23 protein-coding genes and 1 pseudogene are annotated in these 25,703 nt (G+C 41.0%); 17 read left to right on the forward strand and 7 right to left on the reverse strand.

Translation table 11 applies throughout. The annotated features are described in order from the left end of the window. Positions 1 to 40 precede the first annotated feature (40 nt). The 13 genes and pseudogenes from HUF13_RS09795 to HUF13_RS09855 all read left to right on the forward strand — a co-directional run. Positions 41 to 1,168 carry a hypothetical protein gene (locus HUF13_RS09795; RefSeq protein WP_173474954.1) on the forward strand — a complete coding sequence of 376 codons (1,128 nt, stop codon included), beginning with the start codon at positions 41 to 43 and terminating at the stop codon, positions 1,166 to 1,168. Then, entirely contained in the window at positions 1,165 to 2,394 is a 1,230-nt protein-coding gene (locus HUF13_RS09800; protein WP_173474955.1) for an O-antigen ligase, read from the forward strand. The genes HUF13_RS09795 and HUF13_RS09800 overlap by 4 nt, the downstream gene beginning before the upstream one ends. Next, a complete protein-coding gene (locus HUF13_RS09805) occupies positions 2,366 to 3,523 on the forward strand; it encodes a glycosyltransferase (RefSeq protein WP_173474956.1) in 1,158 nt (385 codons plus the stop codon). The genes HUF13_RS09800 and HUF13_RS09805 overlap by 29 nt, the downstream gene beginning before the upstream one ends. Before the next feature lie 15 nt (positions 3,524 to 3,538). Further along, complete coding sequence (locus tag HUF13_RS09810; protein ID WP_173474957.1) at positions 3,539 to 4,657, forward strand: polysaccharide pyruvyl transferase family protein; 1,119 nt, start codon at positions 3,539 to 3,541, stop codon at positions 4,655 to 4,657. Continuing rightward, positions 4,658 to 5,398, forward strand: coding sequence for an acyltransferase family protein (locus HUF13_RS09815; protein ID WP_173474958.1), 741 nt, complete (start codon positions 4,658 to 4,660; stop codon positions 5,396 to 5,398). Positions 5,399 to 5,660: 262 nt separating this feature from the next. Then, positions 5,661 to 7,172, forward strand: a complete 1,512-nt coding sequence (locus tag HUF13_RS09820; protein WP_173474959.1) for an oligosaccharide flippase family protein — start codon at positions 5,661 to 5,663, stop codon at positions 7,170 to 7,172. Between the two features lies 1 nt (position 7,173). Continuing rightward, a complete protein-coding gene (locus HUF13_RS09825) occupies positions 7,174 to 8,379 on the forward strand; it encodes a Coenzyme F420 hydrogenase/dehydrogenase, beta subunit C-terminal domain (protein WP_173474960.1) in 1,206 nt (401 codons plus the stop codon). Positions 8,380 to 8,440: 61 nt separating this feature from the next. Then, positions 8,441 to 9,271 (forward strand): phosphorylcholine transferase LicD, encoded by an 831-nt coding sequence (locus HUF13_RS09830; protein WP_173474961.1) that lies wholly within the window; start codon positions 8,441 to 8,443, stop codon positions 9,269 to 9,271. A gap of 12 nt (positions 9,272 to 9,283) precedes the next feature. After that, a complete protein-coding gene (locus HUF13_RS09835) occupies positions 9,284 to 10,348 on the forward strand; it encodes an NAD-dependent epimerase/dehydratase family protein (protein WP_173474962.1) in 1,065 nt (354 codons plus the stop codon). A 10-nt stretch (positions 10,349 to 10,358) separates the two neighbouring features. After that, the gene (locus HUF13_RS09840) at positions 10,359 to 11,072 is read left to right on the forward strand and encodes a 2-C-methyl-D-erythritol 4-phosphate cytidylyltransferase (protein ID WP_173474963.1); all 714 of its coding nucleotides are present in this window, start codon (positions 10,359 to 10,361) and stop codon (positions 11,070 to 11,072) included. 20 nt (positions 11,073 to 11,092) lie between these two features. Continuing rightward, positions 11,093 to 11,629: a thiamine pyrophosphate-binding protein gene (locus HUF13_RS09845; RefSeq protein ID WP_173474964.1), complete on the forward strand. Its 537-nt coding sequence runs from the start codon at positions 11,093 to 11,095 to the stop codon at positions 11,627 to 11,629. A 3-nt stretch (positions 11,630 to 11,632) separates the two neighbouring features. After that, entirely contained in the window at positions 11,633 to 12,745 is a 1,113-nt protein-coding gene (locus HUF13_RS09850; protein ID WP_173474965.1) for a thiamine pyrophosphate-binding protein, read from the forward strand. A gap of 307 nt (positions 12,746 to 13,052) precedes the next feature. Then, a pseudogene (locus HUF13_RS09855) lies at positions 13,053 to 13,157 on the forward strand (transposase); the annotation flags it as partial. A 569-nt stretch (positions 13,158 to 13,726) separates the two neighbouring features. Here HUF13_RS09855 and HUF13_RS09860 read toward each other — a convergent pair. Next, positions 13,727 to 14,476, reverse strand: a complete 750-nt coding sequence (locus tag HUF13_RS09860; RefSeq protein ID WP_173474966.1) for a PD-(D/E)XK nuclease family transposase — start codon at positions 14,474 to 14,476, stop codon at positions 13,727 to 13,729. 258 nt (positions 14,477 to 14,734) lie between these two features. Here HUF13_RS09860 and HUF13_RS09865 point away from each other — a divergent pair, with 258 nt between their 5' ends. After that, a complete protein-coding gene (locus tag HUF13_RS09865; RefSeq protein WP_173474967.1) occupies positions 14,735 to 15,280 on the forward strand; it encodes a peptidoglycan recognition family protein in 546 nt (181 codons plus the stop codon). A 467-nt stretch (positions 15,281 to 15,747) separates the two neighbouring features. Next, positions 15,748 to 16,794: an Rpn family recombination-promoting nuclease/putative transposase gene (locus HUF13_RS09870; RefSeq protein ID WP_173474968.1), complete on the forward strand. Its 1,047-nt coding sequence runs from the start codon at positions 15,748 to 15,750 to the stop codon at positions 16,792 to 16,794. Positions 16,795 to 16,884: 90 nt separating this feature from the next. Here HUF13_RS09870 and HUF13_RS09875 read toward each other — a convergent pair whose 3' ends face one another. The 4 genes from HUF13_RS09875 to HUF13_RS09890 form a co-directional block, all read right to left on the reverse strand. Then, complete coding sequence (locus HUF13_RS09875; protein ID WP_173474969.1) at positions 16,885 to 18,069, reverse strand: UDP-N-acetyl glucosamine 2-epimerase; 1,185 nt, start codon at positions 18,067 to 18,069, stop codon at positions 16,885 to 16,887. Between the two features lie 136 nt (positions 18,070 to 18,205). After that, positions 18,206 to 19,438 carry a capsular polysaccharide biosynthesis protein CapF gene (locus HUF13_RS09880; protein WP_173474970.1) on the reverse strand — a complete coding sequence of 411 codons (1,233 nt, stop codon included), beginning with the start codon at positions 19,436 to 19,438 and terminating at the stop codon, positions 18,206 to 18,208. After that, on the reverse strand, positions 19,438 to 20,490 hold the full coding sequence (locus HUF13_RS09885; RefSeq protein WP_304039053.1) for a polysaccharide biosynthesis protein: 1,053 nt from the start codon (positions 20,488 to 20,490) through the stop codon (positions 19,438 to 19,440). The genes HUF13_RS09880 and HUF13_RS09885 overlap by 1 nt, the downstream gene beginning before the upstream one ends. Before the next feature lie 158 nt (positions 20,491 to 20,648). Further along, positions 20,649 to 21,203, reverse strand: coding sequence for a hypothetical protein (locus tag HUF13_RS09890; protein ID WP_304039056.1), 555 nt, complete (start codon positions 21,201 to 21,203; stop codon positions 20,649 to 20,651). 388 nt (positions 21,204 to 21,591) lie between these two features. Between HUF13_RS09890 and HUF13_RS09895 the strand changes: the two genes are divergently transcribed. After that, positions 21,592 to 23,076: a glycoside hydrolase family 30 beta sandwich domain-containing protein gene (locus HUF13_RS09895; protein ID WP_304039057.1), complete on the forward strand. Its 1,485-nt coding sequence runs from the start codon at positions 21,592 to 21,594 to the stop codon at positions 23,074 to 23,076. A gap of 95 nt (positions 23,077 to 23,171) precedes the next feature. On the opposite strand, the gene HUF13_RS09900 is transcribed toward HUF13_RS09895, so the two are convergent. Then, positions 23,172 to 24,098 (reverse strand): PD-(D/E)XK nuclease family transposase, encoded by a 927-nt coding sequence (locus HUF13_RS09900; RefSeq protein WP_173474972.1) that lies wholly within the window; start codon positions 24,096 to 24,098, stop codon positions 23,172 to 23,174. A gap of 329 nt (positions 24,099 to 24,427) precedes the next feature. Here HUF13_RS09900 and HUF13_RS09905 point away from each other — a divergent pair, with 329 nt between their 5' ends. Next, positions 24,428 to 25,114, forward strand: coding sequence for a hypothetical protein (locus HUF13_RS09905; RefSeq protein ID WP_173474973.1), 687 nt, complete (start codon positions 24,428 to 24,430; stop codon positions 25,112 to 25,114). A 354-nt stretch (positions 25,115 to 25,468) separates the two neighbouring features. Here the strand turns inward: HUF13_RS09905 and HUF13_RS09910 are convergent. Next, positions 25,469 to 25,703: hypothetical protein (locus HUF13_RS09910; protein ID WP_173474974.1), on the reverse strand; the 235-nt coding region annotated here is incomplete at its 5' end.

The raw sequence follows: 25,703 nt of genomic DNA on the forward strand, positions 1-25,703 counted from the left end.
GTTGACACATTGATTTTCATCTTTAAGAAGGTTTTCTATAATGAAATTTGTTATTTTTGCAGACAGATCGTATAATTACATAAAACCTCTTGCAAATGGATTGCAAAAAACTTTGATAGAAATGGGGCACTCTTCTGAAATTCTATATAATGGAATTTATTGGTTGAGTGATTTAAATCTTTTTAAAGTTGTTATAGCTGACATATATAGGATTTATTTAAATATAAAACATAAACAAAAAGATTTATTCATTTATCGATTCTTTGGTTTGTTTTTTTTCTTAACAGCCAAAAGACGAAAGCTTTTAAAAGAATGTGATTGCATTATCATTGTGAATAATTGCCCAAGTGCATTTTTAAAAAACAAAAGGATTGATTGGCTAAGAGAGAAATTTAACAAGCCTATTGTCAATTACGATTTTCATTATTTACCGAATCAAGGTTGGTGGAAATACATGAATGAGGGTTATAGGGGCTTAGAACAGTATGATTGGTATCTTCCTGTAGGTTTGGTGACTGAATTTGCTATTCCGAAAGGAATTCCTAAAATTTATACCTGTATAGGCATGGATGTAAATAGCAAAGATTTATATCCTGAACAAGATGATTTTATCGTACTTCTTGATTTTCCTCGTCCAGGGCATGAAATAAAACGTTCTGAAGAGAAAAAAACATTAGAAGAACTTGGTGTAAAATTCATCGAATTACACGGCCGTTATACAACAAAACAAATTCGAGCAATTTATAGAAAAGCTTCTGTATATTTAGTGAGCTGTAGAGAAAGCTTTGGTTTGCCAATTGTTGAATTACAGTTGTGTGGTGCAAAAATATTTACGCCTTATTTAGAATGGGTCCCCGCTCATTATTTAAATAAATCTATAAATAAAAAATCGGCTGGATTATTAGGTGAAAATTTTGTCGTTTACGAAAACAAAGATGGGTTAAAGAAAGCTCTGCAAAAAGCCAAAATTGAATTTAACGCCTCAAAGAATGTAGAGAAGTTTAAAGAGGATTACCCTTTTTATAACCAAATTTCTAATAAAATGTTAGAAACATTTGTATTGAAATTAAAAGAAGGTGCAATAACGAGTCAATCTCATGAAGAGTACAAAAAATATAACGGTTTCATTTCTAAAGACGATGATTATAAACAATCTGACCGAATATGATTTATATTAATTATATTGTCCCTTTTTTACTCTGTTTTCCGATGATAAGCCGTTGGATTTTTCCTTCTGCTATTGAAACGTTATTTGTTATAGATTTTAAATTTTATAATCTATATTTACCAGATTTAACTTTACTTTTATATCTTTATTTTCAAAGAAGAATTTGCCTAGTTAGAAAGGGACTTTGGCAAATTACTTTTGAAAAAAAACTTAAACTTATTGCTTTTTTATTGATTGGCTATACTTTTATTATAGGCGTAGCCTATAATAATTCTGAGATACTTTTACCTTTGACGAGTGATTTTTCGTGGCTTTGGGTGACAATCATATTTGTATTTTATCCGCTTTCAAAAGAGCAGATGGAAAATTCTAAATATATTGTGATTCCAACATTAATTATTTTATGCGTTGAAACGATACTGTATTCTTTTGGAATTCTCAATTATACATCGTCAACAGGAAATGAAATTGAACATCAAGAGATTGCTAATATATTTAGAATTTCAACAACAATAGGATCTGCAACTGGGACGGCATTTATTTTGATGATTCTTGGCTTTATATGTACTTCGAAATATAAAATATCAATAATGCTTAAAATATTTCTTTATATGGTTACTTCAATTTCTATGTTACTTACAATTAGCAGAGCTTCCATTTTTACATGGAGTATCTATTTGTTTACGGTTTGTTTGGTGTTCTATTTTTCAAAAGGAATAACAGTAAAAAAAATTTTCTTTATTTTCCTTATATTTGGTGCGTTTGTTGGTTCTTATCATCTAGGATTCTTTAATCCTTTAATAGAAAGGAACGTTCAATTATCATATGATGCAAATGTTATGACTAATAGAGACCGTTTATTTGAAAAAGCTTTAAATGTTGTTCAAGAATCTCACTATATGGGTGTTGGATTGGGACAGGTTTTCCCAAATAAAGATATTGCGAATTGCATTAACTCTGTTTATAAAACGGCGCCGCATAATTGCTATTTGGTTATACTTGCCGAGTTGGGGCTTTGGGGACTTGCTCTTTTTTTGTTTATGATAATAATGATGACGTTACAATTAGATTTCTCAAAAGCAGCTACAATAGGTTGGATAGGAATTTTGCTTGTTAACTTTAATACTGAAGGAGTAATTCTTCATTCCGAATTTTGGAGTGTAGTAGTTCTTTTTTGGTTGAATTTGGAGAAAAAAAATGAAAATATTATACATATGCATGCATAATCCTTTTGGGCGAGGAGACGGAGGGGACCTAGCATCTCACGCTTATTTTAATGCGTTCTGCAAACTTGCTAATGGTGCTATTGATTTAATATGTTCTAATGAAATTGAATTAAAAAACAATAGTGAAGATAATTTTACTAAGGGAAAAATTTTTTTTGCCCCTGAACGTCCTTTTTTTTATAAACTGCTAAGTGTTGTAACAGGTCGTTTAAATCGATACACAAGATTTGCAAAAAGAATCATTAAAAAAGGACACTATGAATATGTTGTATTTGACCACAGCTCTATTGCAGGTCAGTTGGTTGATTATGCGAAAAAAAATGGCGTTAAAACGATAACTATACACCATAATTATGAATACGAGTATTATAAAGATAATTCAAAATGGTTAAATCGATTGCTTTTTTTGCATCATGTGGTGAGGAACGAAAAAAAAGCGTATCAAAAATCTGATTTGAATCTTTTTTTGACTAAACAAGATCTTGTAACTTTCGAAAATGTTTACAAACATTCTCTTAACAAAAATGCGGTTCTAGGAACATTTGAATATATGTCCAATACTCATTTGCCCCAAATTAGACAAAATGAAAATGGTGATTGTATAACATTCTCGATTACAGGAACTCTTTGTAGTTTTCAAACAAATGATGGAATTAAGTATTTCTTTAGCAAGTTATTTTCTTGCATGCCATCTAAATGCAAAGTTATCATCTCGGGGAAAAATCCAACAGAAGATATTATTCTGCTTTGTCGTGAACATGCTAATGTAAAATTAATAAAGAACCCTGAAAATATGGATGACGTAATTCAACAGTCTGATGTGTATCTTTGTCCAACAAGAATTGGAGGCGGTTTAAAATTAAGGGTAATGGACGGCTTACGAAACGGAATCCCTGTGCTCTGTCATGAAAAGGCGGCAAGAGGTTATGACTTTTTTTACGATACACCTTTCTTTAAAATTTTTCACAATGAAATGGAATTTAAAGAATATTTGATAGAACTAATAGAGAATGTTCAAGAAAAAAATTTTTCAAGAATTTTTATTCAAGAAAAATATGAAGAATACTTCTCTTTTAATTCTGGCTTTCAAAGATTGAAATCTATTTTTGAAACAACATTTATTATTTAGCCTCATGAGAGTTGTATGAAAAAAATCGGAATTGTTACTTTCTGGAATTCACAAGATAATTATGGGCAGTTGTTGCAGTGTTTTGCATTGTCTTCATTTCTGAAAAAAATGGAATACGAACCGCAACTGATAAAGATGCGAACTGTTGTGAAAACGACTGTTTTTCATAAAATTGTAACATTTTTAACTTTATTAAAAACTCCTAGCAAGCTATTTTATGTTCTTTTGGAGAAAAAACTTGTAAAAAAAAGTCGAGCTATGAATGATGCTCATCCAAGATTTTTCGATGATTTTCGTAGAAAACATATTCCATCAACTGATGTTATTTATATAGAAGATTTCTTTTCTAATCCATTATACTTTGACGCTTATATAACAGGAAGTGATCAAGTTTGGAATTCTTTGTCGCCACTTTATTTTTTACAATTCGCTCCAAATGGCGCAAAAAAAATAGCTTATGCAGCATCAATGGGTGGATATAAACCAAACGAAAATGAACGAATCGCTTTGAAAAACTATGTTAAAGATTTTGATTATGTTTCTTTGCGAGAAAAACAAGCTTTAGAATTCTTTAAAAAATATGATGTTTGTCAAGCAGAATGTGTACCTGATCCGACGCTCTTGCTTACAAAGAATGATTACAAAAAACTTTATGAAGATAAAATTTTATTTTCAAGAAAACCCTACATATTGCTCTATCTTTTAGGAAATAAATTACAATTTGATGTCGCTAAGATTTATGAATATGCAAAAGAGAAAAGACTTGATGTGATTTATGTAGCAAGTCAAGGACGAACAGATAAATATTCTAAGGAATATCCTTCGATTGAAGGATGGCTTGAATTGGTGGAAAATGCAGAAATGGTTGTGACAAATTCATTCCATGGAACTGTATTTTCGATGATATATCGGAAAAGGTTTACAACACTACTTTTGACGGGACCTTTTGCAAAAATGAATGACCGAATTACGGATATGTTAAAAAAGTACGGCCTAGAGAAACAAATTTTTTCAGGAAGTCTAGATGAATACGATAAAGATGTTGACTACAATCTCTTTGAGAGCATTCTTTTTAAAGAACAAATGTATGTTCAACAAAAACTTCGGAATGTAATTGGAGAAAATGTAGAATAAATGGAAAATTCGTCAAATATTGTAAAATATGAATATGGCCAAATAGCTGAAAAAATTTATGTGTTAAACATTCTTAAATGTTTTGGCTGTATTGGGGTTGTGTTTATCCACGTTAATTTTCCTGGATTGTTTGGCTCTGTTGTTGAAAGACTGTCTAGATTTGCTGTTCCAGTTTTCTTTATGATTTCAGGCTTTTTCGCTTTTGACAAGAATGAATTGATCATAAAAAGAAGATTAAAGAAAATTCTGAAAATTCTTTTTGTTGGAAGCGTTTTGTATTTTATTCAAAATGTATTTTCTTATGCTTTTCGAGGTGTTCTTAATGAATTCTTCATACATTTTTTCCAATTAAAGATTTTGTTTATGGCTTTTGTTTTTTGCAACTGGCTGGCTTCAGTTCTTTGGTATTTAATCGCCATGGCAGAAACATATGCATTGTGGTATTTTGTTGTTAAACATAATAAAGAAAATAAATTTTTATCGGCAATTCCGTTTTTATTCTCTTTAATGATAATTCTTAATTTAATTTGTGATTCTTTGAATATTTCATGGGTGTTTCATACAAATTTTATGACAGAAGCGATGCCGTATTTTTTGTTAGGTTATTTAATTCATAAACATAAATTCATTTTGGTTAAATACCATATGTATTATTATTTCTTATTGTTTTTTTTTTGGGGGGGGCTGCCGTTTTGTCAAAAATTATTAAAGCATCTATTGATTTCTCGTGTGTTGGAATAATTGCTTATTCTATAGCCGTTTTTATGATTGCACTTAAAATGCCTAATAGATCTTATTGCAAAATGCTCGAATATGTTGGAGAAAAACTGTCGTTGAATATCTATATAATACATATGTTAGTTTATTCTGTTTTTAACATTGTTTGTCTTCACTTTTTCAAGGTTGACTATAAAATAGGTTTGTTGAGTTGGTTATATCCATTGTTAATTGTATTAAATTTAATTTTTCTGTCTTTTTTACTAAAAAAATATTTTGAGAATACATGTCTCAGCTTAAATTAGGTGCACTTCTTTCATACGTAGCTTTGGCTCTCCAAAATTTGGTGGCGTTACTCTACACACCCTTTATGCTTCGCATGATGGGCAAGTCGGAGTATGGACTTTATTCTATTGCGGCCTCCATTGTTGCGTATTTGACGATTCTTGATTTGGGCTTTGGTAACGCCATTGTCCGTTATACGGCAAAGTTCAGGGCCGAAGATAAACTAGATGAACAGTACGAAATGTTCGGGATGTTTTTCTTGCTGTATTGCGGTATTGGCCTGATTGCGTTGCTAGCCGGTGGAGTTCTGTATTGGAATGCTGAGAATATTTTTGATGTGTCCATGACGGCGAATGAACTTTCGCGTACAAAGGTTATCCTTGCACTGATGGTTTTCAATTTGGCGATTACGTTTCCGTTCAGCCTCTTTGGCTCTATCATCACGGCGTACGAACAGTTTGTGTTCCAGAAGGTGGTCGCCATCGTACGCATTGTCTTGAATACTGCGACGATGATTGTCCTTCTGAACTTTGGCTACAAGGCGATTGCCATGGTGGTCGTTACGACCATATTCAATGTCTTGACGCTTGTACTGAATTTCTGGTATTGCAAGCACTACCTGAAAATCAAACTGAAATTTGCTAGATTCAAGTGGGATTTTTTGAAAGAAGTATCAATCTATTCTTTTTGGATATTCCTGAATGCTATTATGGACCGTATTTATTGGAGTACGGGACAGTTCGTGCTTGGAGCATATTCCGGTACAGCTGTTGTTGCTGTATTTGCTGTTGCAATAATGTTGGAAAGTATGTATATGAGTTTTTCAACGGCTATTAGTGGAGTTTTTCTTCCAAAGGTGACTGCAATGGCAGTGCGCGATTCCGATGGAAAATCTATTTCGGACTTATTTATCAAAACTGGTAGAATTCAATATTGCGTAATGATTCTTGTACTTACGGGATTCTTCCTTTTTGGTCGACCGTTTATTTATTTATGGGCTGGGGCCGGCTACGATGACGCCTATATTATCGCAATGCTGTTCTTTGTCCCACTGACTGTTCCGCTGATTCAGAATTTGGGAATTACAATCTTGCAAGCCCGCAATCAGATGAAATTCAGGTCACTCCTGTATTTGATCATTTCTCTTGTTAGCTTAGGTGCACAGATTCCTCTGTCTAAATATTATGGTGGAATAGGTTGTGCATGTGCTATTGCCGGGGCGCTTGTGCTAGGGCAAATTTTGGTGATGAATGTGTATTATCAGATTAAGCAGAAAATTGATATTGTCGGTTTCTGGATTGAAATTGTAAAGATGTCTATTGTTCCTGCTGTATTGACCGTGTTGACCTACCATGTTTTGCATCTTTACGCCATTGATTCGGTTGTGAAACTCGTTACGGGCATAGTTCTTTATCTGTTGGTTTATTTACCCTTGTTCTTTATGTTTTCGATGAACTCCTACGAACGCGATTTGATTTTAAAGCCTATAAAGAAGATTCTCAAGAGGGCGTAACATGAATATCCCCGTCCTGAATTGCTCCTCCTGCGCGGCTTGTGCCAACATCTGTTCCTGTAGCGCGATTTCAATGCAGTTGAATGCCGATGGCTTTTATCGCCCGGTTATTGATGCGGAAAAGTGCGTCGAATGCGGTGCTTGCGAACGCGCTTGCCCATGGAATAAATCTGTTGAAAACCCGAATGTCGCGGATGTGTCGCCCAAAACGGTGGCAGCCTATGCGAAAGACGAGGCTGTCCGTTTGCAGTCTTCCAGCGGTGGAATATTCACTGTTTTGGCGGAGCGCATTTTGGATGACGGTGGGGTGGTGGTTGGTGTCGCGCAGACAGCTCCAACCCGTTTCGGGCATATTGTTGTTGACAACAAGGCTGACGTGGCAAAACTGCGCGGATCCAAGTATGTGCAGGCCGATGTCGGACTTGTGTATCGAGAGGTCCGTAGCCTGCTCAAGACTGGGCGCAAAGTGCTGTTTTCGGGGACGCCTTGCCAGGTGGCTGGTCTTTATGCGGTTCTCGGTAATGCGGCGACCTCTGCCGACTTGTTCACGGTTGATGTTGTGTGTCATGGTTCGCCTAGTGTGAAAGTTTTTGAAAAGTATGTTGCTGAAATAGAGAACGACAAGTCGGCTCTTGTGAAGTCCACCCGTTTTCGCGATAAGCGGAACGGGTGGAAATTGTACTCAATGACTTCGTCATTGAGTACAATCTCTGGAGACTGTTTTCAAATTTCTGAAACGCTTCGCGAAAACCGGTTCATGCGAGTGTTCTTGCAAAATATCTGCCTGAACACAAGTTGCGCCGATTGCCATTATGGCAAATTGCCTCGAATTGCTGATATTACGCTTGGGGACTATTGGAATATTGCGCAATTTCATCCCGAAATGGATGATGATAAGGGAATTTCTGTTGTATTGCTAAACACTGCCCACGGGTTGAGTCTATTCAAATCTGTAGAAGGCAAATTATCAGTATGTGCGTCAAAAGTTGAAAAAGCCATTGCGGGAAATTTGTGCATTGTTCGTTCTAGCCAACAACATCCAAAGAGGACAATGTTCTTTACCAATTTGAATAAATACACCCTTAATCAATTAATAACAATGTATTGTCCGCCTCCCTCCTTTGCGAAACGAATGTATTATCGTGTGAGAGGAATGCTTGGAAGAATAAAAAGAAAGTTGTTGAATTGGTTTATAATTGAATGTTAACAGAGAATTTTATGAAAAAAATTTCAATAAGTCATCCAGTTGGATAGGGAATAATGTTTTTATGAGTGAAGAAGTAAATGTGAAAAAATTACAATCAATAGAGCTAGAAGCTTTATTAAGCATTGATGCGGTATGCAGCAAACTTGGGATTAAATATTTCTTGGTCGGAGGTACTCTACTTGGTGCCGTTAGACACAAAGGATTTATTCCATGGGATGACGACATTGACATAGGAATGCTGAGAAAAGATTATGAGATCTTTATTGATAAAGCACAAAAATTCCTGCCCCAAAATCTTTTTGTGCAAAATTATAAAACTGACTCTGAAGTTCCTTTTAATTATACGAAAATAAGGGATTCTAGAACAACTTTTATCGAAACCTGTGTGAAAAATGTTAAGATGAATCATGGAGTGTTCATAGATGTATTTCCGATAGATTATTATCCAGAAAATAGAATTTGGGGAACTTTAAAAAACCTTCTTTTTGTTTTTATTGCGCAAAGGTTTTACAGCATCTATTTTTTTGAAAAAAAATTGCACCATACATTTTTGAGAAAAATTGCAAATTTTTTCTTGTCTGTCATCTTCAAAAAAACAAAACAAGCTGTTGTTGCAAGGGAATTTATTATTAAATCAGGAAAAAAATCAAAATTGATGAGAAACTATAATGGTGCTTGGGGCCGTAGAGAAATCGTTCCTGCAGAATGTTTTGATGATTTTGTGAGACTTGAATTTGAAGGGTATCAATTGATGGCCCCGGCAGCATACGATCTTTATTTAAGACATATTTATGGAAATTATATGACTTTACCGCCTGTTGAAAAAAGAATTTCGCATCATTATACAGACAAAATTGATTTAGAAAATCCCTATACAAATTATCAGAAATAAAGGTGCTTTGTGATGTCGCTATACTCAAATAAACATTATCTTGAAGATGTTCATTCTGTTGTGGTGTTGAATCTTCCTTGGATTAAGCTACAAAATAAATCCATTCTGATTTCAGGTGCAACAGGAATGATTGGGAGTTTTCTCGTTGATGTTCTGATGGAGAAAAATATTTCTGAAAATCTCAACTGCACTGTATACGCTCTTGGTCGAAATGAAGGCAAATTAAAATTACGCTTTTCAAAATATGCTGATGACGCTAGGCTAGTCTTTGTTCAATACAATATACAAGAACCTCTTGCTTGTTCTTATTTAGGCAATGTTGATTATGTTCTTCATCTAGCCTCCAATACACATCCATTGCTGTATTCAACGGATCCTATTGGCACGATTTTAACAAATATGATGGGTGTGAAGAACATGCTTGATTTTTCAGTTAAGCATCATGCAACTCGTTTTGCGTTTGCATCCTCCAATGAAATGTATGGCGAAAATCGTGGCGATGTTGATTTGTTTACCGAAGATTATTGCGGATACATCAACTGCAATACGCTTCGTGCCGGATATCCAGAATCCAAAAGATGCGGAGAGGCTCTTTGTCAAGCGTACAAGGCGCAAAAAGGGCTTGATATTGTCATACCTCGATTGACGCGAACTTTCGGCCCAACAATGTCTATGTCCGATACGAAGGCTGCTAGCCAATTCATAAAAAAAGGTGTCGCGGGAGAAGATATAGTTCTGAAATCTAAGGGAACTCAATTTTTCAGCTATACATATGTCGCTGATGCTGTAAGTGGCTTATTAACAGTTCTGTTGTGCGGAGAAAATGGCGAAGCATATAATATTGCAGACGAAAGCGGTGATATAATGCTTAAAGATTTCGCCGCAATTACAGCTGATGTTTGTGGGAAAAAAGTTGTATTTGACATTCCCGATGAAGTTGAATCTGCAGGCTACAGCAAGGCTACAAAGGCTAGGTTAGACGGTAGCAAACTTAGGGCTTTGGGATGGAAACCCATGTATGGTATCAGAACCGGAATTGAGAGGACTATCAACATTTTAAAATCAATAGAGTGTTAAGGAAAAAATTATGAAAAACTATGTGGTATTATTGGCCGGTGGCGTTGGCAAAAGAATGGGAGGAGACATTCCCAAGCAATTTATGGAAGTTGATGGAAAACCAATCATTGTTTATTCCATTGAAAACTTCCAGAAAAATCCACAGATTGAAAAAATTGTGGTTGTATGCGTTAAGGATTGGATTGATCATCTACGCGAGTTGATTGCAAAATACGCACTTACTAAGGTTGAATGGATTGTCGAAGGTGGCAATACTGGTCACGATTCCATAAGAAACGGCGTTTTTTTCTTGAAAGACAAAATTGATGCTGATGATTTTATAATTGTTCATGACGCTGTAAGGCCGATTCTTCCTCAAAAAGCGATTGACGAAGTTCTTCGTGTAGCTCACGAAAACGGCAATGCGTCTTCGTCGATAGCATGCCATCCGCCAATCGTTTATACGGAAGACGGAAAATCTGGCATTACAGATGTTGATAGGGAGCACGTTATGCTTACCGCCTCGCCTCAGGTGTACAAGTATTCCTTGGCTTTAAAATGCTATGAAAAAGCCGAAAAAGAAAACAAGCATGATTTCACATTTACAAGCTCACTGCTTATTCACTATGGTGAACGCGTGTATTTTGCCAAAGGGACGACTAGTAACATCAAGGTTACTAAAAAAGAAGATTTGGCCTTATTCGGAGCTTTGTTAAAAGTACCCGAAGAACTGCTGTTTAGCTGATTTTAAGATAGGAGAAAAAAATGAACTGCTCTGAATATTTGGTGGATTTTCTGATTGAACATGGTGTAACCGATGTATTTGGTTACGCTGGTGGCTATATTGTGCCCTTCATGGATGCACTTTATAAGCGCAAAGACGAAATAACTACGCATGTCTGCTATCATGAACAAGGGTGTGCCCTAGCTGCTGATGGTTTTGCAAGAACTACAGGAAAATTGGGTGTATATTTTACGACATCTGGCCCGGGCGCAGTCAATGGGCTTGGTGGACTTGCTGATGCATGGTTCGACGGATTCCCGATTATGGGTATTTGTGGAAATGTTCCGACAAATGAAATGAAGGGCTTTTCGGGTATTCGTCAAAATGGATTCCAGGAAATGGAACTTGTTTCCATGACAAGGAGCATCACTAAATATTCTGTTACAGCTAACACGAGTGAAGGATTTGTCGATATTGTAAGTAGAGCATATAACATGGCTTTGCTAGGGCGTAAGGGAGGCGTTATTATCGATTTTCCGTTAGATATTCAACAAGCTCTCATTTCAAAGGAGGACTAGTCTATGATTTTTGAATCGAAATATAAAAAGCCCATTTTATTGGTCGGTAATGGCGTTCGTACAGCTGGGGCTGTAGACTTGGTCCATGAATTTGCTCAGAAGACAAATATTCCCTTACTTACAACGATGAATGGCGTTGATTTGGCTCAGGATGATTTGCGTATCGGCTTTATTGGTACACACGGGAATCGTGTGGCAAACATGATTCTTAACGAATGCGACTTGATCGTTTCTGTCGGAGCGCGTCTTGGAATTCGTCAGGTAGGACGAGTTACTAAGAACTTTGCTCCCAAGGCAGACCTAGTTCGTTGTGATATTGACGAATATGAACTCAGTCGAAACATAAAGGCAAATGAGAAAAAATATCATACAGATGCATGCGATTTCATGCGTATGCTGATGAATGAATCCGTTCCGGATTACTCCGAATGGAAAAAGCAATGCTTAGAGGCAAAGCAGTTTTTGTCGGCATACGATAAACAGCTTGGTAACATGGCCGTCGAAAAGATTGCATCATTGTTACCTGAAAATCCAAATGTTTCTATAGATGTCGGCATGCATCAATGTTGGTGCGCTCAGTCTCTTGTTTTAAAAGGACATGAAGGGCGAATTCATATCAGTGGTGGGTACGGAACAATGGGATGTGGCTTACCATTTGCTATTGGTTCTTGCATAGCCTCAAAAAAGAAGCCAGTCTATTGCATTGCTGGCGATGGTGGTTTTCAGATGAACATTCAAGAACTAGAAACTGTTCATAGAGAAAATCTGCCTATCAAGATATTTATTCTCAACAACAAGGTCTTGGGCAAAATTAGCGAAACTCAGCATTTTAATCATGATGATAGATTTGCCGCAACGGCAGTAAGTGGCGGATATACTGTTCCCGAATTTACGAAAGTTGCTAAAGCCTACGGAATCCGTGCGGCAAAATTGGAATCTTATGAGGCGTTGGATGAATATGCCAGATGGATTGCAGATAATGAACCATGTTTGTTCGATATTTCACTTCCAGAAGCAAGCTTCTTGACTCCCAAAATCAAGTTTGAAACAGGTGTGATTAACCCGAAATTAGATGAATCAATAGTTATGCAGGTAAAGGCTATTTTGGGAAGGTAGTTTTTTGATTATACCGGATTGGCGGAGTCGCCAATCTGGAAATTACAAATGGAGGTCATAAGTCCCAATACAGCAAAATCCTCCGCCTGAAGCATCTCGGGTTCAGCGAGAGGAACAAGTAGTGTCAAGAGCCTTTCGCAGAAATAGTTTGTTTATGTACCTCGAGTCCGGTGCTAGAGAGCCACCCTTCCGGAAAATGCGGAGCCACCGTTCCGGTCGAACAGAGCCATCCCACAAACGGTCAAGAAAAACTCTATAATGGGATAGCCCGTCGCAATGTCGCGACGGGTTTTCCAATGGAGGTCACATGACCAAATACCGCGAAATCCTCCGGCTGAAGCATCTCGGCTTCAGCGAGAGGAACATCGCAAGGACGGCGGGCGTATCCCGCAACACGGTGAAACGTGTCGTGGCAGAGCATTCTGCTGGTTTGTAAAATGTAATTTTCAAAAATGTTTCCGAAAATTGGGAAAGTGCTTCAACAAAAGTTTAAGAGGTTTCCGAAAATTGGGAAAGTGCTTCTACAAAAGTTTGAGAGCTTTCCCAAAAGTGGGAAAGTGCTTCTACAAAAGTTTAAGAGGTTTCCCCAAAACGGGAAAGTGCTTCAACAAAAGTTTGAGAGCTTTCCCAAAAGTGGGAAAGTGCTTCTACAAAAGTTTAAGGGGTTTCCCAAAAGTGGGAAAGTACTTCTACAAAAGTTTGAGAGCTTTCCCAAAAGTGGGAAAGTGCTTCTACAAAAGTTTGAGAGCTTTCCCAAAAGTGGGAAAGTGCTCCTACAAAAGTTTGAGGGGTTTCCGAAAATTGGGAAAGTACTCCTACAAAAGTTTAAGAGGTTTCCCCAAAATGGGAAAGTGCTTCTACAAAAGTTTAAGAGTATTCCCTTCAGGTAACGTATATTTTCTTTCGCAAATTTTTTTAAGGGCAAAAATAGGATGTCTCAAAAGGGCATCCTATGGATAGCAATGTAATCAAAAAAACTGATTACACGGCGATATCTTCGTCTGTCAATTTAGGGTTTGCTAGCATGGCATCGACCATTTCGAGCTTGGCCTCAGTCTTTCCTTCTTCCTTGCTTTCATGAAGGTCAAATTCGTAAGTCATATACTTGTTCCTTATGAGAGTGTCGGCTTTGTAATAAGATACCTGGTCATCGATGGTTTCTGTTTCACGGGAGTCTGCATTCCTTGTCGCAAAATACTTCATGTAAGCTTTTACAACCGGATTCTCGAACTCTTCGTATTTATTAAATATATAAAAATTCTTAAAGGTACGGTCGCCCAAGGTGATGTTGGAGTCCTCTCTAGCCCTATTTTCGAAGTGGTAAACTGGGAATCCATGCTTAAAAATGTCCTTGGGGGACAGAAAAATGATGTATTGATCTTTAAGATTGGTGTAAAAGCCACCTTTTGAAAGGGCTACTCCATCATCCACGCTTTGGTAGTATCTAGCTCGTTGCGGGAGTTCCTTGGTATCGACCATCTGCATCTCTAAATCAAAGGAACGAATCGTTTCTCCGTTCTCGTTCGTTTCTCGTGCGAAAACATCATATCGAACACCCTTGTGTTCCGCATCGTAGCTCAAAACCGCCTCTGGGACAGGCGTTTCTAAGTGATCGATTTTGATGCCCAGCAGGTGCTCTATGAATGGCTGCGCGATGTGCTTGTTGCTAAAAACGAGCCCGAACATAATCGGGTCGGTGATGTCAAGGTCGTCAAAAGATTTTATGTTCATAATTATACCTCTGTAAAGTTTAGAGGTTCTAAATTAAAACGGAAAATTTTCAAAAAGCAAAACTTTGCAAATTTTGCCAACAAACGCTTGCAAAATCGTTCATTTTGTCAGCTAAAGCTTTACTCGAAAATATTTTCCGAAAAATGGGAAAGTGCTTCTACAAAAGTTTAAGAGTATTCCCTTCATGCCTTGAGTCGAATGCTACTTGACAGAAAAAATCATTAGATAGTATATTTAGTATGAAGAAGGAGTATGCCAATGTCCACTTTTACCAATAGCCCCTTAGTGGCCTATGTTGCATTGTCGCCGAACAAGACGACAATACGTACACACGCCATCGATACAATAACTATTCATTGCACGGCAGGTCAAATGACGGTAGAACAGCTTGGCGAGTGCTTTGCCAACAAGGCCCGCAAGGCTTCGTCTAATTACGGAATCGGCTTGGATGGTCGTATTGCCATGTTTGTGCCGGAATCGTCCCGCAGCTGGTGCAGCAGCAATGCCGCGAATGATCATCGGGCTATCACCATCGAGGTGTCAAGCGATGCTAAATCGCCATATGCTGTAAATGATGCGGCCTATGCGTCCCTCATTTACCTTGTTGCTGATGTCTGCCGTCGAAACGGTATCGCTAAATTGCGCTGGATGCACAACAAGTCTTTGATAGGGAAGTGTGGCGAAGATGGAAGATTACTGCAAAACCTTACTATGCACAAATGGTTTGCGAACAAAGCCTGTCCGGGAGCTTTTTTAGAAGAGCGCTTGTTCGATATCGTCGCAAAGGTGAATTGCTTGATTTAATTCACCCGTAACGTATATTTTCTTTCGCAAATTTTTTTAAGGGCAAAAATAGGATGTCTCAAAAGGGCATCCTATGGATAGCAATGTAATCAAAAAAACTGATTACACGGCAATATCTTCGTCTGTCAATTAAATGTTTGCAAGTAAAGCATATTGAAGTTCTTTCCTCAACAGAGCATTCTGCTGGTTTGTAAAATATAATTTTCAAAAGTGTTTCCCAAAAATGGGAAAGTGCTTCGACAAAAGTTTAAGGGGTTTCCGAAAATTGGGAAAGTACTTCGACAAAAGTTTAAGTGGTTTCCCAAAATGGGAAAGGGCTCCTACAAAAGTTTACGAGCGTTCCCTTAAAGAATATTTTACATAAAAGTTTCCGGACAAATAGACCGCCAAAGTGTGTTAATGTAATGGAGGGCAAACTCTGCAAACTTGCCTTCCTGGATTTAACCGCCGTATTGGCAAGGATCATCATGTCTGAAAATCAAAAAACAATCGAATTTACCATTACAACTTCTCGTGATCAATTGGTTGACAAAACCATCGAAGAAATCAAGAAACACACTTATCTCGACCCGCTCTTTGATGCGGCATTCAAGGCTTTATTAAGCGATGAAGAAGCTCTAGTAAATTTCTTAAATGGAGTATTTCACCTAAAAGAGAGTAACAAAATTGAATCGGTAGTCATCAAGAATTCAGAAATCAACGTCATTTTTCCGGCAGTCAAGTCGTTCAGGCTCGATATCCGAGCGACAACCTCGAATGGCATTCACATTAATGTGGAGATGCAGAAAGCAAAACCCGACTATTTTGTCGATAGAGTCCTTTTGCAGCATAGCGCCTTTATGCTCCAAAGCAAATACGAATGGGACCAGCTGAATTTTGGAAATCTTCCTACCAATTTGACAAAAGAACAACGCGCTACACGCGAAATCCACCGTTACGAGGTCCCGCCAACCTACGCCATTTGGATTTGCGACTTTCCCATAAGCGAACAGAAAAATTTCCGTGGCGATTGGGCTGTCCGCAGCAAGGAGGGCTTGACGCTGAGCGACAAGATGATGTATATTCTATATGACCTGACGAAGTTCAACAAAACCTTCGAAAAAATCGTGACCGCAGAGGATCGCTGGCTTTACCTGCTCAAACACGCTGGCAAAGCAGAAAAACTCCCGAACTTCAACGATTCCGTTATTGCGAAGGCAATTCACAGGATCTTAGTGAACCGAGCGTCAGAAAAACTCATCAAGGACCAGGCTAACGATATGGTATGGACAGAAGAAGAATTGGATCGTTGGGCTTTACTAGAAGTTCGTGCCGAACAAAAGGCCATTGCAAAAGGACATAAACAAGGTCTTGAACAAGGGCTTATTCAAGGTCTTGAACAGGGACGAGTTGAAATGGCTCTCGATATGCTATCCAACAACGAACCTATCGAGAAAATTGTCAAGTACTCGCATCTGCCCGAAAGCAAGATTCTTGAGCTTAAGGCTTCATTGTCAGGCTATGCAACCAAGTAAAAAGAGAGTTCCACACTAAAGTGTATATAAAAAGAGGCCGGTAGGTAGGCCTCTTTTTGATAATGACATTTAAAATATTGTAATGGTTTGCTACCCCTTTCGCCACACCATTTTATCGACGATGCCGGTGTAGCTCTGGATGATCTTCACGACCTTCGTGCTGACGTTTTCTTCGATGTAGTCTGGCACGGGGATTCCGTAGTCGCCGTTGGTGTTCATCGTGACGGCGGTGTCGACAGCCTGCAAGAGGGACTTTTCATCGATGCCGGCGATGAAGAAGCAGGCCTTGTCAAGCGCTTCGGGGCGTTCCGTGCTTGTTCGAATGCAGATTGCCGGGAACGGGTGGCCGACGCTTGTGAAGAAGGAGCTTTCTTCGGGGAGCGTGCCGCTGTCGCTCACGACGGCGAATGCGTTCATCTGCAAGCAGTTGTAGTCGTGGAATCCGAGAGGTTCGTGCTGAATCACGCGCTTGTCGAGTTTGAAGCCCGAGGCGGCGAGGCGGTTACGGCTGCGCGGGTGGCAACTGTACAGAATCGGCATGTCGTACTTTTCGGCCATCTTGTTGATGGCGGTAAAAAGGCTCGTGAAGTTCTTCTCGGTGTCGATGTTTTCTTCGCGGTGGGCGCTGAGCAAAATGTACTTGCCCTTTTCGAGGCCAAGGCGGGCGTGAATGTCGCTGGCTTCGATTTGCGCGAGGTTCTTGTGCAGGACTTCGGCCATGGGGCTGCCGGTCACATACGTGCGTTCCTTGGGGAGTCCGCAGTCTGCGAGGTAGCGGCGAGCGTGTTCAGAGTAAGCCATGTTCACATCGCTGATGATGTCCACGATGCGACGGTTGGTTTCTTCGGGCAGGCATTCATCCTTGCAGCGGTTGCCGGCTTCCATGTGGAAAATCGGAACGTGCAGGCGCTTTGCTGCGATAGCAGAAAGGCAACTGTTGGTATCGCCGAGAATTAGCAATGCGTCGGGTTTGCAAGCGACCATGAGCTTGTAGCTGCAATTGATGATGTTGCCAACGGTTGCGCCGAGGTCGTCACCGACGGCATCCATGTAAACTTCGGGATCCTTGAGGCTCAAGTCCTTGAAGAAGACGCCGTTCAGGTTGTAATCGTAGTTTTGGCCGGTGTGTGCGAGGATGCAGTCGAAGTACTTACGGCACTTGTCGATGACCGCCGCGAGGCGGATGATTTCTGGGCGAGTGCCCACGATAATCAAAAGTTTCAGCTTGCCGTTGTCGGCGAATTTTATATTGCTATAATCTGTCTTTATATTCATAATAATTGTTCCTGGATCCTTCCGCAATCGTAAAATAAGAAATTATGGATCCCCTCCCTGACGGTCGAGGATGACGCATCATACTTCGCGTAGCTCGAAATGACGTCATTGCGAACCCGTAGGATGAAGCAATCTATCACGATTTCACCACTTTCTCCCCAAAAGTATCGGGATGGTTCGGGTCAAAGGATTCGTTCGCCCACATGACTGTCACGAGGTTTTCGGTTTGCGAGAGGTTAATGATGTTGTGCGTGTAACCGGGGAGCATATGCACCGCTTCAATTTTATCGCCGCTGACTTCGAATTCCATGATTTCGTCCGTGCCAATCTTGCGTTCCTGAATCAGGGCACGGCCGCTCACTACAATAAAGAATTCCCACTTGCTGTGGTGCCAGTGTTCACCCTTGGTGATTCCCGGCTTAGACACGTTCACGCTGAACTGGCCGCAATTTACCGTCTTCAAAAGTTCGGTAAAACTACCGCGAGCATCTACGTTCATCTTGAGCGGGAATGACACCTTTTCCTTGGGCAAGTAGCTCAGGTAGGTGGAGTAAAGCTTTTTCTCGAAACTGTTGTTCGGGATTTCGGGCATCACGAGAGTGTTCGGCTGGTCGTGGAACTTATTCAGCAAATCTACGATGGCACCGAGCTTAATCTTGTGGACTGTCGGGACATGGCAATAGATTGCTTCGTCGCTACGCTCCTCGCAATGACGTGAGCAAGGCACAACATTGATTCCGTCAAAGGTGCAGTAATGTTCCAGACCTTTCAGGGCGGCAATCATTTCTTCGACGAGGTCATCGATGTAAAGGAGTTCCATGTCCACGTTCGGGTCGTTTACCTGAATCGGCAAGTCGTTCGCGATATTGTTGCAGAATGTCGCTACGGCACTGTTGTAATTCGGACGGCACCATTTGCCGAACAGGTTCGGGAAACGATACACAAGCACGCGTGCGCCAGTTTCTTTGCTGTATTCAAAGAATAGTTCTTCGCCAGCTTTTTTGCTACGACCGTATTCGCTGTTGCCAAAACGGCCTGCGAGTGTTGCCTGAATGCTGCTGCTGAGCATTACCGGGCACAAATTCTTGTGGCGTTTGAGCGTTTCTAGAAGGTCGCTTGCAAAGCCAAAGTTTCCAGCCATAAATTCGCTATTATCTTTGGGGCGATTTACTCCAGCCAAATTGAATACGAAATCTGCATGGGCACAGGCCTCATCCAGTTCAGCCAAAGAAGAATCAATGTCGTATTCGTAGATATCACCAATGATCAAATCTCCGCGCGTGCGGTCCTTGCCATCGCGGATATTCTTAAGTGCAGCCACCAAGTTGCGGCCGACGAAACCCTTGGCTCCAGTAACGAGAATGTTCATTACTTACCCGCCTTGGCGAGTTCTTCGCGAATGTACTGGAGCGATAGCAACTTTTCCTTAACTTGTTCAACATTCAAAAGTTTGGTGTTGCTAGAATTAAATTCGGTGAGAGTGTTACGTTCTGTGTCTCCCTTGCTAAAATACTTGTCGTAGTTCAGGCCGCGTTTGTCACAAGGCACGCGGTAGAAGTTGCCCAGGTCAATGGCGTGGGCGCATTCTTCGTTGGTGAGGAGCGTTTCGTACATCTTTTCGCCATGGCGGATGCCGATAACCTTAATGGCGTTCTTGTCGCCGCCAAAGAGTTCGCATACAGCTTCTGCCTGGGTCTGGATGGTGCAAGCCGGAGCCTTCTGCACCAGAATGTCGCCACTCACGCCGTTTTCGAATGCAAACAGCACCAAATCTACAGCTTCGTCAAGGCTCATGATGAATCGAGTCATGGAACCTTCGGTAATGGTAATTGGCTGACCTGCGCGAATCTGGTCAATCCATAGCGGAATCACGGAACCACGACTGCACATCACGTTGCCGTAACGGGTGCAGCAAATCTTCGTTTTTTCGGGGCTCACCGTACGGGACTTTGCCACAATGACTTTTTCCATCATAGCCTTGCTGGTTCCCATGGCGTTCACCGGGTAGGCGGCCTTGTCGGTGCTCAAGCACACCACATTCTTGACGCCTTCTTCGATGGCAGCGGTCAACACGTTATCCGTACCGAACACGTTCGTCTTAACAGCTTCGAGAGGGAAAAATTCGCAGCTCGGTACTTGCTTGAGGGCTGCTGCATGGAAAATGTAGTCCACTTCGTGCATGGCATTCTTGACGCTGGCGAGGTCGCGCACATCGCCTATGTAGAACTTGATTTTATCGGCCACATCTGGCATTTTTGCCTGAAATTCATGACGCATGTCGTCTTGTTTTTTTTCGTCGCGGCTGAAAATGCGGATTTCGCCAATATCGGTCTTCAAAAAACGATTAAGAACAGCGTTACCGAAACTCCCCGTACCGCCGGTAATCAAAAGCGTTTTGCCACAGAAAATGGAATTTGACATAAAAAGTCCTTCTTATAGTTTTGCAAGTAAAATGTAGCAAAAATAAGAGCACTTTTGGGAGATTGCCATAGCATTTTTTGAATCTTGAAATAATCTCAAATCAACCTAAAAAAGAACATTCTATGGATAACAATGTAATCCAAAAGCCCCTGATTACATCACCGTTGCGCTCTGTGCTTCTGTATTTCGTCCAGCGGAATTCCTGAAATAACGGCGATATCTTCGTCTGTCAATTTAGGGTTTGCTAGCATGGCATCGACCATTTCGAGCTTGGTGTCTTTTCTTGTTTCTTCTCTACCTTTTATTCTCACATAAGCGAAACAACAGGCAAGTTCTTCTTTTGTAGTCATTTCTCTCTCCGCTTCGGTTAAGGTTGTTTTGTCCAGATTTTCGATTTTGATGCGGCTCAAGGCTTCGTTGACAATGTCATTCCCAAAGTCGGGGAGGGGCTTGCCTTCCTTCTCTTCTTTAGTAAGCGCCTTGAATTCTTCCGTGTTTTCCATTTCCTGTTTGCCTTTGATGATTAAGAACGCTTTGTACAGTACGGTTCGGTCGATAAAGAATCCATGGTCCGCTTTCTGCATTTCGATGTTGAGAAAACGTTTGGAACCGGTATCAGTTCTCGGATCGATGTATGTTTTGCCTTGCAGTTTTTCAGGAATAGATTGATTCACAAAAGTCCCTCCGTTAAGTTTGTAGTAAAATGCAGTCATTCTCCGAAGGAGAATCCATACAGTTCATGTTACGGAAGAAATTTACAACCGAGTATTCTCAAAAAGCAAAACTTTGCAAATTTTGCAAACAATTCTAAGCCGAGAGTCGCGACAACTTTGCTTGCAAAAGTTGTCATGACCGAGGCGATCGGTTGTTCTGCAAACAAACGCTTGCAAAATCGTTCATTTTGTCAACTATAGAATTACCTGTGATGATGAATTATGGACAGGTAAGCCTGATAGAAAATTTTGATTCTGCAACGATGGATAAAACCATTATCGTTGTCATTTTATCAAAACGAATTCATTTTTAGCCTTATCAAAAGTGAATTTTCCAATTTACTTTACAATATGTACAGTTGAATTGGGAGGCTATATGACGTTTTCAATGAAGAAATTTTCTCTTTTTGCGGGTTCCATCGCATTTTTGAGCACCCTCGCCAGTGCAGCAACGATAAATGTTGACATAGGCAAGGAATACCAGCGCATCAGCGGCTTTGGTGCCGCATCCGCATGGGCCGGGTCCATCACCGACAAGAACGCCGCCTTCCTTTGGGATTCCACTAGCGGCGCGGGGCTTACGCTGCACCGCATCCGTATTGCTCCAGATGGTTCCACCTCCGAAACAAGTATTGCAAAAAAGGCGAGTGAATACGGCGTTAAAGTTTGGGCTGCGCCATGGACATCCAAATACACCGTAAATTACGATGGAGACAAAAAGCACCTAGATTTCAATCACGCTCAAGACTGGGCCAACACCATCTTGAAGTTTACGCAAGACATGCGTAAGGCGGGAGTCAACCTGTACGCTATTTCGTCGCAAAATGAGCCTGATGGCACTGGCGACAACCACTACGAACCCGATGAATTGGCGCGCTGGGTAGGCGACTATCTCGGCCCCACCCTCGATACCACGGGCATCAAAATCATTGGCACCGAAGCCATCAACTGGTACGGATTCCCCAATTACAAAAAAGCCTTTTTCAACAATCCCGCTGCTCTGAAATACACGGACATTTTTGGAACGCACGAATATGGCGGAGACCCCGCCGCTTATCCCGAAATTCATGAGGCCGGCAAAGAATTCTGGGAAACCGAAGTCTACGATCTCGGAAGCAATAGGGAAGACGTTGGCATGGGAAGCGCGCTTCGCGTAGCAAACATGATTCACGACGCCCTTACAATTTCGAACATGAACGCTTGGCATTTTTGGTGGATTTATTCCTGCAGCGAACCCAGCTGCGGCAATGGAGCGCTTTGGCCGCAAGGACAAGGCAACCCCGATAACGTGGAGCCTACCAAGCGACTCTGGGTCATGGGGAACTTCAGCCGCTTTGCGCGACCCGGCTCCAGAAGAATCGACGCCACCAAGAATCCCGAAAGAGATGTAAAGGTCACCGCCTACCGTGACTCCCTCAAAACGAAAATCGCAGTTGTTATTCTCAATTCCAAGAACGAGGAATTCAAGGCGGACTTTGACTTCGGAAGCACAAAAATTGGAAGCTTAAAGCCCTACGTCACCGACGACAATAGCAACCTCAAGGAAGGACGCGAAGTCAAGGTTGATGGGACAAAGTGTAGCTACAGCGTCCCGGCCCGCAGCGCAACGACAGTCGAATTCATTCTGTGGCAAGAGCCAAAGGTAGATCCGCCCAAAGATTCTACAGAAGCAATTGCTTTCAGGAGGATTTCTGTCCCCCAAAGCCGTCAAAACACATATAAAGTATTTAGCTCCATCGGTGCGTTTATCGGCGAATTCCAAGCCGAACATATCGACGAGCTCCGCAACGCCATGACAAACGCAGGATTAAGCCGCGGTGCGTACATGGTCAAACAAGGCAACGCGAAGACGCAACGAGTGGTGTTGAGATAAGTGAATGGTCGCCCCGCAAGGGACGACTTTTTTATTAGAAGCCCAGCTCGTCCCAAAGTTCCTTGGAGGGCTGTTCTGTCTTTGGATTACTCAAGTCAATAATTATGCGTTTCTGCCTGCAACTTGCGGACGTCATTCTCGGAAAGCTTGGTCACGCGGGCGATTTTCTCGATGGAATCACCTTCGACGAGCATGGCGATGGCAATTTCATTGCGTTCGTCATCCTTTCCCTGCAGGTACGAGCCCTGTTTTTCGTAAAGCATGTCCGTCATTCCGTCAACCTCATTTAGAAGGGTTTCATCCGTGTACCCCTTAAAAGATACATCATTCGCAAAGTCCTTGTCAAGGAGCCGTTTCAGTTTTTCTTCGGGGATATCCTTGTCTTCAAGGACATCGCGAAAAATCCGCAGCATTTCGGCCCTGTCGGACTGTTCGCGGTTCTCGGGCAGGGTGCGGTCCTCGATGGCGAAAAACTTCTCCAGTTCAACAAGGTAGATGTCCAGCTTGCTGTAGAACAGATGGCGATTTCGCACGAGTTGGGAGTGGTGGAGATAGGTGTCGCGCTCCCTCGGGAACTGATTTTCGGTCAGGATGGAGAGTACGTAGATATGCGGCAGATTGTAATCTTGAGCCTTTTTGACCGTTCGCGAGATGACACGGGCGGTGTAGTAGATGAGCCTGTCAACGAACAGTGTGTTGAAATTCTGCTGAACCTCAATCAGCACTGGTTCTCCGGCCTGCGTAGTGCCGTAGATGTCGAAGATAGCCGTTTTGTCGTTGAGAACTCCAGGATTCTCTGGGACACCCAAGGTGTATGTTTTTATGGCCTTGTCTCCCGTGAGCCCGAGCATTGCGTTCAAGAATTTCACAGTCCGTTCGGGTTTCGCCTCGTTGGCCATGAGCATCTTGAATATGCCGTCGCTGAACGGATAAACGTTCTTGTAGATCTTTCTGTAGTCTGCTAGGTGCTCAGGATGCTCGTGCACGTCCTTTGCCATGGCGATGAATTCGCTTCTGTTCATATTTACCTCCGGCCGCCTACATGCGAAAAAGGCGGGTGTTTTAGCGTTCCCTGCAAATATACACTCTTGCGATGTCAGAATATGACATTTTTGGACTTTGCAGCAAAATTTCTTTTCAGGTATGCTCAAAAAATTGCAAAAATTCATCAAAAAACGGCAGTTTGCTGGCGAAAGAGGTTCTTTTCTCATAAAAAAGTGTGGAAAACGTCGAATTTGTGAGACAGCGTCGCACAAATTACGAGAAATGGGCGTTCTTGCGTATCACAATATGTACAATTAGGTTGTACTCGCCTAGCTCGCTAGATTTTGGGCTTTATTATCTTTTAAATATGACTACGGATGAAATTCTGAAAAAGTTGGAAAGTCTGTTGGAATTACAACGCAAATTCAGGACTAAAAATCCTGATTCCAAAAATAATAATCTTTTTAGATTTCAAAGAGATAATGGTTGGCCTGTTGTTACGGAGTTACAGACTCCATTAGGCGAGTTGACAGTGCTGGACAAGGATAATAACAAAATCCCTTTTTTAGTTTCATACAATTTTTGGTATTCGAATCCACCTCGTCCTGAAGATGGTTTTAATGAAGACTTTAAAAAGGTTCTTGATAATGTTTCGGCGATGCTGACGATAAAAGTGGATGTCTGTAATCTTAAGGAATGTGAAGTTTATAGATTAAATTTTTCTGGAGAGAAACTTGAATTTGCTGATAGCGATCAGTATGCAGTATGCTATACAAAGGAATCCGATAGTGAAGTCCTGGCAATAAATCGTCCTGTTGAAAATGATTTTGATGATCTTATAATATTAGAATCCCTGATAGAATCTAATTTTGACAATAAATTCTGGAATCAAGATCGTCGTTTTGTAACTTTTGATGCTGATGATATGCATGGATTCTTGTTTGTCATAAAGAATAAAAAATGGCCAAGTATTGATTTTGATATAGCTTGGATGAATACGGGAAAACTCGGAAAAGATCTTTGCTGGGATGCATTAACGTTTTATTTGACATAGTATAAAATTTTCAAATATGAATGCAAAAAGGACGCTTTATAAAGCGTCCTTTTTCTAATAGGAGATTCCGGCTCGGAGGCCGGAATGACAATTGCGAGCGAAGTAAAGCCCGGCGTTGCGGGCTGGCGTCTGAAGCCCGCTAGAAAGGGTAGCGGAAGACCCGGCTTGGGTGGGGTATAAAAAGGAGAAGCCCGCTTGCGCGGGCTTGACACTAAGGGTGGGACGGGGCTGAAGTGAGGGGACAACTACATAAGGCGAGCGTCGTGCCGGCAAGTTTACTTGCAGGCATGATTGAGCCGAACAGTTGGGACTAAGCGAAGCGATAGTCCCACGCTTTCCCCTCTTCCATCCGCCTTACTTCTTCACGTGTCTGTGATACTCCTGCAAGCTACAAACTTCGAATCTTCCGAAGTCGTGCTTGTCCATGAGGCCTTCCACGGTAGAGGTGAGGGCGGCGATGGTCGTGGTGATAGGAATGCCGGACACGACAGCCTTGGAGCGCATCTGGATTTCGTCGACCATGGCTTCGGCGCCGGTTTCGGTGGTGTTCACGATCCACTGCACTTCCTTATCGTGGATAAGGTCGAGC

Origin of the sequence: Fibrobacter succinogenes, assembly GCF_902779965.1 — a bacterium.
GTDB classification, from domain to species: Bacteria; Fibrobacterota; Fibrobacteria; order Fibrobacterales; family Fibrobacteraceae; genus Fibrobacter; species Fibrobacter succinogenes_F.